At 45.6% G+C, this 13670-nt stretch carries 14 protein-coding genes and 1 riboswitch; of the genes, 2 read left to right on the forward strand and 12 right to left on the reverse strand.

What is annotated here, in order from left to right:
* Positions 1–73 precede the first annotated feature (73 nt).
* Positions 74–224: riboswitch (FMN riboswitch) on the reverse strand.
* A 101-nt stretch (positions 225–325) separates the two neighbouring features.
* The 5 genes from MKZ04_RS07695 to MKZ04_RS07715 form a co-directional block, all read right to left on the reverse strand.
* Positions 326–670, reverse strand: coding sequence for a hypothetical protein (locus tag MKZ04_RS07695; protein ID WP_020452015.1), 345 nt, complete (start codon positions 668–670; stop codon positions 326–328).
* Between the two features lie 264 nt (positions 671–934).
* The gene (locus MKZ04_RS07700) at positions 935–3124 is read right to left on the reverse strand and encodes an RNA ligase (RefSeq protein ID WP_341045634.1); all 2190 of its coding nucleotides are present in this window, start codon (positions 3122–3124) and stop codon (positions 935–937) included.
* Between the two features lie 205 nt (positions 3125–3329).
* The gene (locus MKZ04_RS07705) at positions 3330–3599 is read right to left on the reverse strand and encodes a hypothetical protein (protein WP_271725293.1); all 270 of its coding nucleotides are present in this window, start codon (positions 3597–3599) and stop codon (positions 3330–3332) included.
* On the reverse strand, positions 3589–4719 hold the full coding sequence (locus MKZ04_RS07710; protein ID WP_043054368.1) for a Rap family tetratricopeptide repeat protein: 1131 nt from the start codon (positions 4717–4719) through the stop codon (positions 3589–3591). The genes MKZ04_RS07705 and MKZ04_RS07710 overlap by 11 nt, the downstream gene beginning before the upstream one ends.
* 229 nt (positions 4720–4948) lie before the next feature.
* A complete protein-coding gene (locus tag MKZ04_RS07715; RefSeq protein WP_020452019.1) occupies positions 4949–5386 on the reverse strand; it encodes a peptidylprolyl isomerase in 438 nt (145 codons plus the stop codon).
* Positions 5387–5722: 336 nt separating this feature from the next.
* Between MKZ04_RS07715 and MKZ04_RS07720 the strand changes: the two genes are divergently transcribed.
* Positions 5723–6619: a DUF1002 domain-containing protein gene (locus tag MKZ04_RS07720; RefSeq protein ID WP_341045637.1), complete on the forward strand. Its 897-nt coding sequence runs from the start codon at positions 5723–5725 to the stop codon at positions 6617–6619.
* Here the strand turns inward: MKZ04_RS07720 and MKZ04_RS07725 are convergent.
* Both MKZ04_RS07725 and lysA read right to left on the reverse strand, forming a co-directional pair.
* Entirely contained in the window at positions 6616–7476 is an 861-nt protein-coding gene (locus tag MKZ04_RS07725) for a poly-gamma-glutamate hydrolase family protein (RefSeq protein ID WP_023857497.1), read from the reverse strand. The genes MKZ04_RS07720 and MKZ04_RS07725 overlap by 4 nt on opposite strands.
* A 259-nt stretch (positions 7477–7735) precedes the next feature.
* Positions 7736–9055, reverse strand: coding sequence for a diaminopimelate decarboxylase (gene lysA, locus MKZ04_RS07730; RefSeq protein ID WP_020452022.1), 1320 nt, complete (start codon positions 9053–9055; stop codon positions 7736–7738).
* A 365-nt stretch (positions 9056–9420) separates the two neighbouring features.
* Here lysA and MKZ04_RS07735 point away from each other — a divergent pair, with 365 nt between their 5' ends.
* On the forward strand, positions 9421–9750 hold the full coding sequence (locus tag MKZ04_RS07735) for a hypothetical protein (protein WP_023857499.1): 330 nt from the start codon (positions 9421–9423) through the stop codon (positions 9748–9750).
* 44 nt (positions 9751–9794) lie between these two features.
* Here the strand turns inward: MKZ04_RS07735 and MKZ04_RS07740 are convergent, their stop codons facing one another.
* From MKZ04_RS07740 to spoVAC, 5 genes are read right to left on the reverse strand one after another with little or no spacing between them, the layout of a single operon-like run.
* Positions 9795–11267, reverse strand: coding sequence for a spore germination protein (locus MKZ04_RS07740; RefSeq protein WP_035338481.1), 1473 nt, complete (start codon positions 11265–11267; stop codon positions 9795–9797).
* Positions 11227–11829 (reverse strand): stage V sporulation protein AE, encoded by a 603-nt coding sequence (locus tag MKZ04_RS07745; RefSeq protein WP_341045638.1) that lies wholly within the window; start codon positions 11827–11829, stop codon positions 11227–11229. Before MKZ04_RS07745 ends, MKZ04_RS07740 begins: the two co-directional genes overlap by 41 nt.
* A gap of 6 nt (positions 11830–11835) precedes the next feature.
* A complete protein-coding gene (gene spoVAE, locus MKZ04_RS07750; RefSeq protein WP_020452026.1) occupies positions 11836–12186 on the reverse strand; it encodes a stage V sporulation protein AE in 351 nt (116 codons plus the stop codon).
* Between the two features lies 1 nt (position 12187).
* Positions 12188–13207 carry a stage V sporulation protein AD gene (spoVAD, locus tag MKZ04_RS07755; protein WP_020452027.1) on the reverse strand — a complete coding sequence of 340 codons (1020 nt, stop codon included), beginning with the start codon at positions 13205–13207 and terminating at the stop codon, positions 12188–12190.
* Positions 13208–13219: 12 nt separating this feature from the next.
* Complete coding sequence (spoVAC, locus tag MKZ04_RS07760; RefSeq protein WP_020452028.1) at positions 13220–13669, reverse strand: stage V sporulation protein AC; 450 nt, start codon at positions 13667–13669, stop codon at positions 13220–13222.
* Between the last annotated feature and the right edge of the window lies 1 nt (position 13670).

Below are 13670 nucleotides of genomic sequence, written 5' to 3' on the forward strand. Positions count from 1 at the left end.
ATGTCGATCCGGGGGGTTGTTTTTGTGCATGAGAAATAAAACTATGCATCATCATTATTTTTCACATAGTCTCTTCATCCTTCTCCCATCCAGACTTTCACTGTCGGCTTCAGCTTCTCACTGAATCCACCGCTTTGCACGAAGCACAGCGGGTCACGGGCTCTAAAGCTGTCTCTCGCTTTATTACCGCCGGTCGGGATTTTCACCCAGCCCCGAAGGATACAATCGATATTTACTTGTCCTTATGCGTAATTATAGCGGCCGCATATTAAAATTGCAATGAAAACTGCTTGCACAAAAAAACCCTCTGAGAAACAGAGGGTTTTTAATCTGCCACCTTGACGACTTTGATTAATCCGTCGATTCTGTTGGCATTAGAGAAGTAGGCCTTTACTTTGTCTCCTTCTTTAATGTCGGACAGATCCTGGTTGAGATTTTTCGCATTGAAAATGATCTTCGTTCCGTTATCTGATACCCCGTGGTATTCAGTGCCGTCAATTTTGGTGATCTTATATTGATAAATGGTATAGTTCTTTTCCTCAGATGAGACGGTTTGGCTGAGCGCCGTTGAGACATCTTGAACGCTTCCGTTTTTTAAATAATAAAAGCCTCCGGCCAGTACGGCAGCCAAAACGAGCAGAACCGTGAGCTTGAATCTTATTTTCCCCATGATCAAAACCTCCAGAACACGTTCTGAACTATCCTATGTTTATTTCCTGTGAATGATGAAATAAAACATGTTCGATTCAGACGGAAAATATGTGGTTTTTAAGTATAACGCAAAATGAAGGGAAATCGTTTCATATTCAGACGAAATACTACTTATAACCTACGAATGTACATTCTGGTTTAGGGGTGTGTGTGTGAAAACAAGCTTGAAAATTGAGTCTAAATAACTATGTTTCAAGAAACCGTTTGTTCTGTTTTCTTCACTTTAGGTTTCGCTGTAAAAGTCGTTTCGGATGGTGATAACGGACTGGTTTTTAAGATACTCGCTGTCTTTCGTTTTGGCCCAGGCGAGAAACTTCACATGCTCGGAATGGAACAGGGCCTCGTGATGGGGCGAGCGACCAGCAGCCGCGCCGAGTCTGTGCTTGATACCGCGCACGAACTTCCAATATTGATAGAAAGGCAGTTTTAATTTTGTCATAAATCCTGCCGAGTCTTCAATCACATATCCTTCCTCTTCAATCGACGGGTCATTTGACACAGACAGGTACCATTTATAAAAATCGGTCCACTGGTCAAAAGAAATGACTTTTTGCTTACATTCTACGCGAAATGTCTCAGCAAAACAGAGGACATCTTCATACGGCAGCTTTTCATATTTCATCTGTCTTTTGACAATGTCGAGAAGGACAAGCTTATCCGATTTGTACTCGATAATGTGCGGATCTTTTTCTGGCAGCACGACTTCAAACACTAACGAAACATTGCGTGTTTTTACATATTCTTTTATATCCTCAATCTGAGATGCGTCAAACGTTTTGTGAAACAGCTCTTCCACCCATTTCGCATGGCCGTCTTTTTGTCCGCTTGCCGATGTATAAGATTTTGAGGTGAAGACGAGCTCATCGGTTTCAGAATTGTAGCCGACCGTTCCCAAAAATCCATTCGCCTTATCATAAACAGTGACCGGAAAGCGCAGCGTGTTAACGAGAACATGCATTTTCGTCGTCAGGCGTTCATCGATGTTGAAAAATTTGTTGTAGCTTCTGCTGACGATTTCCTTGGTGTTTCTGTTGATAAACAGCCCTCTTGCCTTCATGCTGACGCTGTCCCATTTTCTCTCCTGAAAAGCCTTCCTCGTAAAGTTAAAAGAGGAAATGCCTCCGCCTAATTTTTGCTCAGATACATAATCGTGTTCGTCCAAATGCTTTAGAAAATGGTCGACAGTCAGCTCCTCGTGTTCGTGATGAGAATCAAGCGAAGGAGAGGACGTTTTAAACACATCATTTTTTATCTCATGTGTTTGAATGCCAGACCGATCGATGGTGACAACCCTTAAATGCCCGCCGTGCTCCACCTGCCCTTCCAGGTTATATGATTTTGCGGCTGCATGCACTGGAAGCCGGAACATGTTTCTGTGCCCGTGGATTTGAATGATGTTCCGCCCTTCCATATTTTTCGTAAAGACATGGTCGATATCTGTCTCATATCCGCCGACACCGTTGATCAGCTGACTGGTAGCTGTAAGCAGAAGGTTGTCAGGAAGCGCGGAAATACCTCCGTGCGTGATGATGTAAGTATCTTCTCCATACGTGAAGTAGACAATTTGGTGGAAGCGCCTGGCCAGTTCCCTGATATCTTTTTTGTCAAAGCCTGCTTCGTCTAATTCCGGTTTTGTCTTCTTGTTGAATACGCTGCTTCTTGTTTCTTCATCATGCCCGTATTGCTTCAAATATTTATCATGATTTCCTTCGAGCAAAATCACATTTTTACGATCTTTGATACTGAGCAGGAATTGAACGACTTTTGCGTTTTCTATTCCTCTATCAAGCATATCACCTGTAAAAATATATAACTCGTCATCTTCGAGTCTGCCTTTCAAATAAGAATCCAGCACCGTAAAACAGCCGTGCACATCCCCGATCACATGTATTTTTTCATAACTGTCGAGCCGCCTCGGCTTATACTGCATCACATCGTCAAATTCTTCCGGCTTGATGACCGTTGTCCAGGAAGGCGCCGGTTCGGTTAAAATCCGCTCGTGCATGGCGTGAACCACGCTGTCGGGCACCCGCTTATGCTCAGCCCTCTCCCGGTTTCTCAACAGAGCGGTCTCAAGCGGAATATCGGAAAAATCAACCACATACGCTCTGTAGCGATACTTTAAAACGAGAGCTTTATAGCTTGAAATCATGCTTGGTTTCGCATGTGTGGCATCAACAACGGTGAATTCCCCCCTTTCCATCCTTTCTTCAAGGAGGGTGAACAAAAGCTTCCATACTTTTCCGTCATTTTTTTGAGAAATGTCGTATTTCCCTTCCAAATTTAACACGGGTGACTGATGGATCAGCCTCAGCTGATCAGCAGACAGTGTATATTGATTCAATTGATGATCCCTGATCCAGGTTGATTTTCCGGTGCCAGGGCAGCCTCTAAGCAGTACCAAAGTCCTCATTATTGATCTCCTTATTTAGTTCTGATAAGTTTTATTATAAAAAAATTTAGCATCCCTTCCAAGAATATACGTCCTTATTTGCATTTTGTTTCAAAAAATATCCCCTAAAGGGGACTTTTTACGTGTTATTTCACACCTATCCTCTTTTTATCGGACATAAAAAAGGCAGTGCTCATATAAGCGAGCACTGCCCTTTGACGGAATATTATGTTACATTTCGTTCTCCGATATGAATCGGTGACGTTTTGGCAGATGTTACGTTTCTCTCAGCAACATGTACCGGTGTGGATGTTACATTTCTCTCAGCGATTTGCACCGGTGTGGACGTTACGTTTCTCTCGGCGATTTGCATCGGTGCGGACGTTACATTTCTCTCGGCGACTTTCATACCATCTGTTTGCGTCATCAGCACAGCACTTGCCAGAGAAAGTCCTGCTACTGAAGCAGCGGCGGTTAACAACAGTTTAGATTTCATACGACCAGTCCCCTTTTTTCATTTGTTTTCGAGCACTGAATACCGTTTGATAGAAATAAACAGAGTCGCTCAAGCGCCCAATTTCATTATAGTATTCAGCAGCTTCCAATGCCAAGTCCTCAATATCGGGATACATCTTTTTTGACCCGAGCAGCTGAAAAGTTTCCAGCATTTGAGCTCTTCCGTCATCATCAAGATACAAGGCTTTCAAAAAATGAAATTTTGATAGATAGATCGAATCGTCTGATCGCCGGGCGATGTCAATCCCTTTGTTTAACGCGTCATCCGCCTGTTCCAGCTGCTTCAGCTTGAAATATGCATGTGCAAGACTAAAAAACGCTTTTGGGAGAATATCTGATGACTCTTCTTGATAAATCGCAGCAGCTCTGTTGAAGTATTCAGCCGCCCGATTAAAATCCCCCATCTTATAATAGCAGTTACCCAAATTGTAATAGGTGTGTCCTTCCAATATGAGCTGGCCTTTCTCCTGTGAAAGCTTCAGCGCCTTTTCAAGATGCGAAAGCGCTTTTTCATTCGAATCCAGATCGTCATAGTTGCCTGCGATGACGAACTCGCATTGGATTCTCCGAACCGTGTAAGTTTCATGCGCCTGGTAGGTTTCAATCGCTTGAAGCGCATAATTCATCGACACGTGGCTCTGTTTCATATGATAAAACACTTCAGCCATTTTAAAATGAAACTCGGCTCTCTCTATTTCGTCCTCGACATGCAGCAGCTTTTTTTCGGCGCGCCTGTAAAAAGAGATCGCTTTAATATAATCATGGTTTTTATATTCATACATCCCTCTAAAAAAATTGAAATAATATTCAAGCAGGCCTGTCAGCTTTCCTTGTTCATCTTCGATATCTTTTAATATTTCAGAAAAGTCAGGCGGGGTTTCGCCTTCTTCCAATGGTTTTACGTAATCAAGCATAATTCTGTGTCTGAATTCCATTAAGGCGTAATACAATAATAAGTCTTGATCTTCTTCCATTTGAGAAATTTCGCGCTCAATTTCTGCCTTCAGCATTTCGGCGTCCGTAACATTGAATTTGCGTATCGCGTTATACCAGTCATTAATTTTTACGCCGACTGCAGTCGATGGGATTTTTACGCTCACCCCTTACGCCCCTTCCTTTTATACAGATTGCGTTCTCTTTCTAGCTCTTCACTTGAATATATTTTACATAAAGGGTCATTTTTTCACAATTATTTTATTTATTAGGATCATCATTTCCTAGCAAAACGCGGTCGAAGAATCGGTCCCTGGTCCTATTGCATCTGGAAAATGAACACCGTTTCAGACAAAAAAACAGCCCGGCTTAGCGGGCTGTTTCTTCGCTTTCTAATTATGCGTCAAATACTTCGACTTTTTCCATGCCTTGTCCCTGCTCCATTGAAGTGACAGCATCAAGACCTGATGTGACTTTTCCAAAAACAGTGTGTACGCCGTTCAAGTGCGGCTGAGGCTCATGGACGATAAAGAATTGGCTGCCTCCAGTATCTTTTCCTGCGTGAGCCATTGAGAGAGAACCGGCTTCGTGTTTATGCGGATTCCCTTCTGTCTCGCATTTAATCGTATATCCAGGTCCGCCTGTTCCGGTGCCGTGCGGGCAGCCTCCTTGGCTGACGAAGCCCGGAATGACGCGGTGGAACTTCAACCCGTCATAGAACCCTTCGTTTGCAAGTTTTTCAAAGTTGGCGACAGTTCCCGGCGCCGCTTCCGGATATAGTTCAAACTCGATTTTTTTGCCGTTTGTCAGTTGTATGTATCCTTTTTTAGCCATCTTGATTCTCTCCTTTCATTTCACAAGGGTCATTATATCATATCAAAGAAGCACAGAGCCAATCTACCTGAAATAAACGGCGCTCTTGCATCACTTTTGTAAAAGATTTTAAAAAAAGGTTGAATCGCCTGTGAAAATCATGAATGATAAAAGAGCGTGTGATACGATACCCGGAGGGCATTTGACTTGAAGAAAAATGGATCTCTTTTTTTCTTTGAAACCTCTCTCATCTTTCATCCGTCTATATTTCGGAACGCATTATTTCCGTTCCGGCAGGCTTCTTTAAAAGTACAGCAATTCTGCCTGAAGCCTGCATTTTTAAGGAGGGCATTGAGCTTGAAAAAATCGATACTAGGAATCTTTACAGCATTGTGTCTGCTCATTTTCCCGCAGGTCAGCTTTGCTGACGCCGCAGTGGGTGATGTGATCGTCACGCTGGGGAAAGACTTGTCAAGCCAGGACAGACAAAAGGTATTAAAAGAAATGAATGCGCCTGAAAATGCGACCATCATCGAGGTGACAAATGATGAGGAGCATAAATATTTAGGGGATTATATACCGAAAGCACAAATCGGAACAAGAGCGATTTCTTCTTCTTCGATTACCGTAGCGAAAAAAGGCACCGGTTTGGAAGTGCAGACACACAATATCAGCAGAATTACGGATGAAATGTATTTAAACGCGCTGATGACAGCCGGTGTAAAAGACGCTAAAGTCTATATCACTGCACCATTTGAAGTATCAGGCACAGCCGCTTTGACCGGTTTAATGAAAGCCTATGAAACGACTTCGGGCGAAAAGATCTCCGAAGACGTGAAAAAAGTCGCGAATGAAGAGCTAGTCACCACTTCAGAGCTTGGCGAGAAAATCGGCAGTGAGAATGCATCAGCGCTGATGGCCAAAGTCAAGGAAGAAATCTCGAAAAACGGGGTTCCCGAATCAAAAGAGGAATTGGAGAAAACGATTGATTCCGCCGCTTCCGATCTGGGCGTGACGCTTACAGAGGATCAGAAAAAATCTCTCATGTCTTTATTTAATAACATGAAAAATATTAATATCGACTGGAACCAGGTTGGAGACCAGCTTGACAAAGCAAAAGATAAAATCACGAAATTCCTGGATTCTGAAGAAGGACAAAATTTCCTTCAAAAACTGATCGACTTCTTTGTGTCTCTGTGGAATGCCATCGTTTCCGTATTCACCGGCGGCGGCACCTCAAATTCCAACGGTTAACACAACCGCCAAAACACCTCCTTTTTCAATTGAAGGGGGTGTTTTATTTTTGCAGAGGGGAAGTCCCCTCCGTCTTCTTCATAGTTTTCGTGAATAAAATCGGTCAGCAGTTTTGTAAATCGGTAAAACGTTTCGTTTTGCGTCGCTGCCCTGTCTTTTAGCGTGAACCGATCAAATAAAGATTGGCGGAATCCTGTGCTCATTTCAAGCTGAATGCTCAGCCCGGAAAGCGACTTGTTGGCGATGTTATTCGGATGGGTTCCGGCGTACTTGTCGTCCGTCGCCAGCATTTCAGCGGCAAACCCCGAGCGATTCAGCTCATCAACCAATATTCTGATTTTAACGCGGTCTGTCCCGCCCACTTTAATAGCGCGGTCTTCACTGTAATAGCCGTGAAGCGACATGACATACTGGTGGCTCGCAGTGATGGCGAGCGCCGCCGGCTCGTCAAAACGGGTGCTTGTAATGTGAAGATCCCTATTGCCTGATGATTTCAGCCCTTCAAACAAGTACAAGGAATAATTTTTCGCCACTTCATTGGCGATTTCACTTGTTCCGGGTTCGATGCCGCCTCCATGGATCGCCATGATGAGCATCGGCACTTTTGCGTCCTTCTCCGTCATTCGGTAAGACGCCGGATCTTCATTCCGCTTCAATTCTTCAAAGCTTGAATATTTATCAGCGGACTGTGTTGCAGGATGAGCCGCAGCAGAATATGGGAATGAAATCACAGCAGAAATTAATAAAATATTCACAGAACTGTTTATTGCTGTAAAACACTTCGCTATGTTACAATCAACACATTGCTTCAGGCACTGGAGCATGCGGTGGAGTAGGGATACTTTGGCCGGTTTCATCTACTCCGCCTCTAAATCCGCAAAATCAGCAAATCTCATCCTTTTCACCTTGATCATTGCCTTTACCATCTCCTTTGTTAAATTTTTGTTAAATTCCCAATATTATATACAATCAGCCCGGTCGCTGTTCTATGCATGTCATGATCTTTTTTGCAAAAAACACCGCCCGATGGCCGGGAAATATTCTTCATGCGGCAAACGGGAAAAAATTCTTTTTGAATAAAAAAATGGAGACCCCCTTGAGGGAATCTCCATTTTTTTATTGTTTTACTTTCGATTTCAGCGGCAGATCCAGCTTGACGATATCCTCATACGTCTCTCTCTGAATGACGAGCTGCGCTTCTCCATCCTCGACAAAAACGACGGCCGGGCGCGGAATGCGGTTGTAGTTGTTGGCCATGCTGTAGCCGTATGCACCGGTGCAGAAAACGGCGAGCACATCTCCGTCACGAACTTCGGGGATTTCCAAATCCCAAATCAGCATATCTCCGCTTTCACAGCATTTTCCTGCGATTGATACGGTATCATGACAAGCATCGTTCATCCTGTTGGCGACGGCCGCTTCATATTTTGCCTCATAAAGCGCCGGCCTGATATTATCGCTCATGCCGCCGTCAACAGCCACATATTTGCGAATGCCCGGCACCTCTTTTTGCGAACCGGTCGTGTACAGCGTGGTTCCCGCATCTCCGACAAGAGACCTGCCCGGTTCGATCCAAATCTCAGGAATGTCAAAGCCGAAATGCTCGGCATTTGCTTTGACCGCCTCGATGATTTTTTCAACATAGACATCGGCAGCGAGCGGCTCGTCGTCTTTTGTATAGCGGATGCCGAAGCCCCCGCCGAGATTGAGCACTTCCGGAATGAATGAGTAAGTCTCCCTCCATTCAGCGAGCTTTTCAAAGATCTTGTCTGCCGCAAGAACAAATCCTGCCGTATCAAAAATTTGCGAACCGATGTGGCAGTGCACGCCGAGGAGCTTAAACGCAGATGAGCGAAGGACTTGTTCGATGGCTTGTTCGACCTGCCCATTGTGCAGATCAAAACCGAATTTCGAATCTTCCTGTCCCGTCGTAATATAATCATGCGTGTGCGCTTCAACTCCCGGTGTGATTCTGAGCAAAACGTCTACAGTTTGTCCTGATTGCTTGCAAAGCTTTTCTGTAATGGCGATCTCGTGAAAGTTATCGAGCACGATGCAGCCGATTTGATGCTCCAGAGCCATGGCTAGTTCTTCAGGGCTCTTATTGTTTCCGTGAAAATGAATCCGTTCAGCGGGGAACCCTGCTTTGATCGCAGTAAAAAGCTCTCCTCCCGATACCACATCCAGAGACAGCCCCTCTTGTTCGGCAAGCTGAATCATGGCGACCGCTGAAAACGCCTTGCTTGCATACGCTACCTGCGCTTTTAAACCGGCTTCCCTGAATGCCTTCTGGAATTTTCGGGCGCGCTCTCTTATCAGCGCGACATCGTATACATAAAGAGGTGTTCCATATCTTTCTGCCAATGATAGAACATCGACACCGCCGATTTCGAGGTGTCCACTTTCATTTCGTCTGCTAGTACCATGTAAAAACAATTGTCATTCCCTCTTTCTCTATCTACAAAGGTGCAAGGGGCGGTCCGATTGCTGCCCGATGCATCTTCCGGCTTCATGATAGTGCGATTCTTATGTTGTATTATAACATTTCGTTTTAAAAACTAAACCACCATTTGTCCAAATTTTCTTGATTTACAAAGGGAATAATCCCCTAAAAAACCAATCCATTCTATTGATTATAGAATAACAGAAAACAGCACTTGATAGAAATAGGCATACATAACGTCCATTCAGTTAAAAAAAGAGCTGAAAAATCGAGATTATCGCCCATACAAATAGGCATTTACCTGAATATAATCTTAAAGATGAAAACTAAAAAAACGAAGTGGGAAAGAGGTTATCATATGTATCCAAACCGTTACCCCTACACCCCGGCTCCAGGCTATACACCGGAAGATGTATACGGCTCTTATCAGCCGGCTGTACATCATGAACAGCGAATTTACGAGCCTTATGAAGGGCAGATTATTACAGCTCCGGCGAATACGAGATTTTGGCGGAGAGGAACCGAGGTTTTCCTTCATTCGTCAACGTTTGACCCGTCCGGCCGCGAAATGCTGTATGTCGTCTATCCGATCAGAAGACAGAACAACATCTGCAGCCTCCGGGCAGTCGCGATCTCTGCGAACGAATACAGAGGCATCGGGACCCAAAGACCTGAATTCGATTACTGAAAAAGAGGCTTTTCCCCGGGGAAAAGCCTCTTGGAATACCGTCTTCACGGCTGTCTGGAGCGGTTTCGCGGATGAACGATGCTCGGCCTGACTTTTCCCCCGGGAACGGAAGTGCGCACGAGAACATGCCAAAACGCTTTTCCGTTGAACGGGAGGAGAGGCCATAAGTAAGGCGTCCGCAATGATCTGATCGAAGTCATCACTATAGTTAAGATCGTTAATCCGATGACAAATCCCTCCACTTTAAAAAGCGCCACCAATATCAGCATAAACAGCTTCACCATTTTATTCGCCAGACTCAGCTCGTAGCTTGGTGTCGTGTACGCTCCGATTGCCGAGAGGGAAACGTATAAAATGACTTCGGGAGAAAACAAGCCGACATTGATCGCGATATCACCGATCAATACGGCAGCGATCAGGCCCATTGCAGTCGAAAGCGCCGTCGGCGTATGAATGGCGGCCATTCTTAAAAATTCGACGCCGAGATCCGCCAGGAAAATCTGCATGATAATCGGGATATGAGTGTCTTTGTTTAAACCGATAAACGATAGATTATCAGGCAAGAGCGACGGCTGAATGACAAACAATAGCCAAAGCGGCAGCAAAAAGGTGGAGGCCAAAATACCGAAAAACCGCACCCACCTTAAAAACGTCCCAACAGCCGGTGTCTGTCTGTATTCCTCAGCATGCTGTACATGGTGAAACAAAGTCGTCGGCGTAATGATGACGCTTGGCGACGTATCGACGATCACGATGACATGCCCCTCTAAAATATGGCTTGCGGCTACGTCTGCCCTTTCCGTAAACCTGACAAGCGGAAACGGATTGAAGCCTTGGCCGACAATGAATTCCTCTACCGATTTATCCGACATCGGCAGTCCGTCGATCTTCACATTTTCAATTTCTTTTTTTAATACTTCAACAAGATCGGGATCTGCAACATCTTCCAAATAGCAAAGGCAGATGTCTGTTTTGGAGCGTTCACCGATATGAAGCATTTTATAGCGCAGGCGTTCATCTCTGATCCGGCGTCTGATCAGGGCTGTGTTGACGATGATGTTCTCGACGAGCCCGTCTCTTGCACCGCGTACGACTTTTTCTGTATCAGGCTCTTCCGGCGTTCTGCCCGGATAGCTTCTGACATCAATGATAAATGCAAATCCCGCATCTTCGACGATGATGGCAACCAGTCCCGACAGCACTTGGTCCACCGCTTCATCAAGCGTTTCTGCTTTTGAAACCTGCTGGTTCAAAAGCCTGTTTTCGACAATGTCTTCGACCTCGCCCGACTCTTTTTCTTTATCATTGAGATGCACCAGTTCCCTTAACAGGTGAATGATGTATTGGGTGTCACACAACCCGTTGACATAATAAAGCTGAACTTCATGGCCGAGGATAAAGACCTTGCGTACGCCAAGGTCAAAGCTTTCTCCCATGCCGACCCGCTTCTTGAAATACGCTTCATTCTTAGAAGGATCAAGGAATACGTTCGTCTTCTCTTGCTTTTGAGCACTCATGATACCCGCTCCTTTCTAAAATGAGCTCGACCGCTTTCATTGTAATCGGCGACCCTTTTTCCACATCGTCTTTTCTGTTCATTTTACCGATATCACCGATTCCGACGATGATCGGAACATCCAGCTGATCAAGGCAATAGACCGTGTCACCGTTCATTCGTTTGACATCGAGCTCTTTGACCCCGAGTTTATCGACGCCGAATTCCGTCAGTTCACCTTCCGCATCGATTGATACATCGACCCTTGTCCACTCTGCATAATGAGTTTTTGAAGCGACGGCGATGACCCCGAGCACCTCGATATCGGCATGCATCGCTACATATTTCATCGCTGTCTCTCCCGGCCCTTCGCCTTGAAGTCCGGAATCATCAAACATGACGAATACAGGATCATGAGGGGTTTCTAGGATCATGGATACAAGCTCCGGTCCCGTTTTAATGCTTGGATTCCCCGCCGATTGGGAAATACAGCGGCCGCCCGTTTTTCTTGCCGCATATTCGATTGCTTTTGCAGCGTATATATCGCCGTCTGTGACCAAAATGACCTTGCGTTTTGCTGGCATTATCCTTTATCCTTTCGGTTTAAAAATCACGGCAACAAGAAAAGCAAACAAGATAGCGGCAGATACACCGGCAGATGTCAGTTCGAATATCCCCATGCCGATTCCGATAAAGCCATGTTCCTCAGCCTGGTGCATCGCGCCGTGCAAAAGAGAATGGCCGAAGCTGACAATCGGGACTGTAGCCCCGGCACCGGCAAATTCGATAAAACGGTCGTAAAGGCCGAAACCGTCAAGGATCGCTCCTGATACGACAAAAGTTGACATGACATGAGCCGGCGTCATTTTAAAGATATCAAGCAAAAGCTGGCCGATGACGCAAATCAATCCTCCTGCAATAAAAGCAATGACATATTCCATCTTAAGCGTTCCCCCCTTCGGCCCGTTCAAATACGACGCCATGGGCAATGCATGGTATCGATTCTTTTTGCTGGACGATCGTCGGGCTTAAAAGGGCGCCTGTCGCTACAACAAGCACTCTGTTCAGCCTTCCCGCTTCAATTTCTTTAAAAATGTGGCCAAAGGTGACGACAGCGGAACAAGCACATCCGCTTCCGCCTGCAAAAACCTGCTGGTCAGGCGTATAGATCATCAGTCCGCAGTCATTATGTTTTGTCCCGACATTGATTCCTTCCTCTTTTAACAAATCCTTCAAAATCGGGCTGCCGACACCTGAAAGGTCGCCGGTTAAAATTAAATCGTAATCATCAGGGGTGCGTCCCAGATCCTCTAAATGCTGCTTGATCGTATCCGCCGCAGCGGGGGCCATCGCCGACCCCATATCCTGCGAATCGGTAATCCCCAAGTCGATAACTCTTCCGACGGTTGCACTGCTGATTTTGATGCCGCCTGGCTGCTGACTGAGGACGACTGCTCCGCTTCCGGTCACTGTGGATGTAGCGGTTCCCGGCTTTTGGCCGCCGTATTCCGTCGGGTAGCGAAACTGCCTTTCAGCAGTAGCATTATGACTGCTGGTTGCCGCTAGGGCACGCTTTGCGAAACCTCCGTCAATCAATGCCGAACTGATCGCGATCGATTCCATTGATGTCGAGCATGCTCCAAATAAGCAAAGAAAAGGAATTTTCAAATGCCTCGCCACATAGTTGGCTGTCACGTTTTGGTTGAGCAGATCGCCTGCCAAAAAGATATCGATGTCTTCCTTTTTAAGATTTTGTTTTGATAACGCAGTCTGAACCGCATCCTCCATCAGCTTGCGCTCTGCCATCTCCCAGTTTTTCTGGTTGCAGTGCATTTCATCATAGGTTTTGTCAAATAAGTGTCCAAGCGGACCTTCTTTTTCTTTAGGTCCAACCGCTGTTCCGCTCGAGTTAACAAACAGCGGGTTCTCGAACTCCCATGTTTGTTTTCCAGTTAATTTCATGATGTTTTCCTCCTAAAACAACTTGTCAAAGGCAAAGCGGATCATTCCCACAATATAAGCGGCCACAACGCCGAACACGATGACGTTTCCGGCAAGCTTGAACATGTTTGTCCCCACGCCGAGAACATAGCCTTCGCTTTTATGCTCAAGGGCTGCACTCGTCATACTGTTGGCGAACCCTGTAACCGGAACGGCGGAACCAGCGCCGGCAAACTGGCCGATTCTGTCGTAGACGCCAAGGCCTGTTAACAGAGCGGAGATTAAGATGAGCGTAGCAACCGTCGGGTTTCCAGCTGTTTTTTCATCAAAGTGGAATACGGCCATATAAAAATTCTGGAGAGCCTGGCCGATCGTACAGATCAGACCGCCGACAAGAAAAGCCTTGATACAGTTCAGGACATAAGGCGGCGTAGGCTGATAAGCTTTGACTTTCGATTGGTAATTATCTTTCAAACTTGACATC

Source organism: Bacillus sp. FSL W7-1354 (assembly GCF_038002405.1).
Lineage (GTDB): Bacteria > Bacillota > Bacilli > Bacillales > Bacillaceae > Bacillus > Bacillus paralicheniformis.

Bases quoted from the DNA above. Each gene is read 5' to 3' on its own strand.
- MKZ04_RS07695 (WP_020452015.1), bottom strand. From the start codon at position 670: ATGGGGAAAATAAGATTCAAGCTCACGGTTCTGCTCGTTTTGGCTGCC.
- MKZ04_RS07700 (WP_341045634.1), bottom strand. From the start codon at position 3,124: ATGAGGACTTTGGTACTGCTTAGAGGCTGCCCTGGCACCGGAAAATCA.
- MKZ04_RS07705 (WP_271725293.1), bottom strand. From the start codon at position 3,599: ATGAAATCTAAACTGTTGTTAACCGCCGCTGCTTCAGTAGCAGGACTT.
- MKZ04_RS07715 (WP_020452019.1), bottom strand. From the start codon at position 5,386: ATGGCTAAAAAAGGATACATACAACTGACAAACGGCAAAAAAATCGAG.
- MKZ04_RS07725 (WP_023857497.1), bottom strand. From the start codon at position 7,476: ATGAAACCGGCCAAAGTATCCCTACTCCACCGCATGCTCCAGTGCCTG.
- MKZ04_RS07735 (WP_023857499.1), top strand. From the start codon at position 9,421: ATGTATCCAAACCGTTACCCCTACACCCCGGCTCCAGGCTATACACCG.
- MKZ04_RS07740 (WP_035338481.1), bottom strand. From the start codon at position 11,267: ATGAGTGCTCAAAAGCAAGAGAAGACGAACGTATTCCTTGATCCTTCT.
- MKZ04_RS07745 (WP_341045638.1), bottom strand. From the start codon at position 11,829: ATGCCAGCAAAACGCAAGGTCATTTTGGTCACAGACGGCGATATATAC.
- spoVAE (WP_020452026.1), bottom strand. From the start codon at position 12,186: ATGGAATATGTCATTGCTTTTATTGCAGGAGGATTGATTTGCGTCATC.
- spoVAD (WP_020452027.1), bottom strand. From the start codon at position 13,207: ATGAAATTAACTGGAAAACAAACATGGGAGTTCGAGAACCCGCTGTTT.
- spoVAC (WP_020452028.1), bottom strand. From the start codon at position 13,669: ATGTCAAGTTTGAAAGATAATTACCAATCGAAAGTCAAAGCTTATCAG.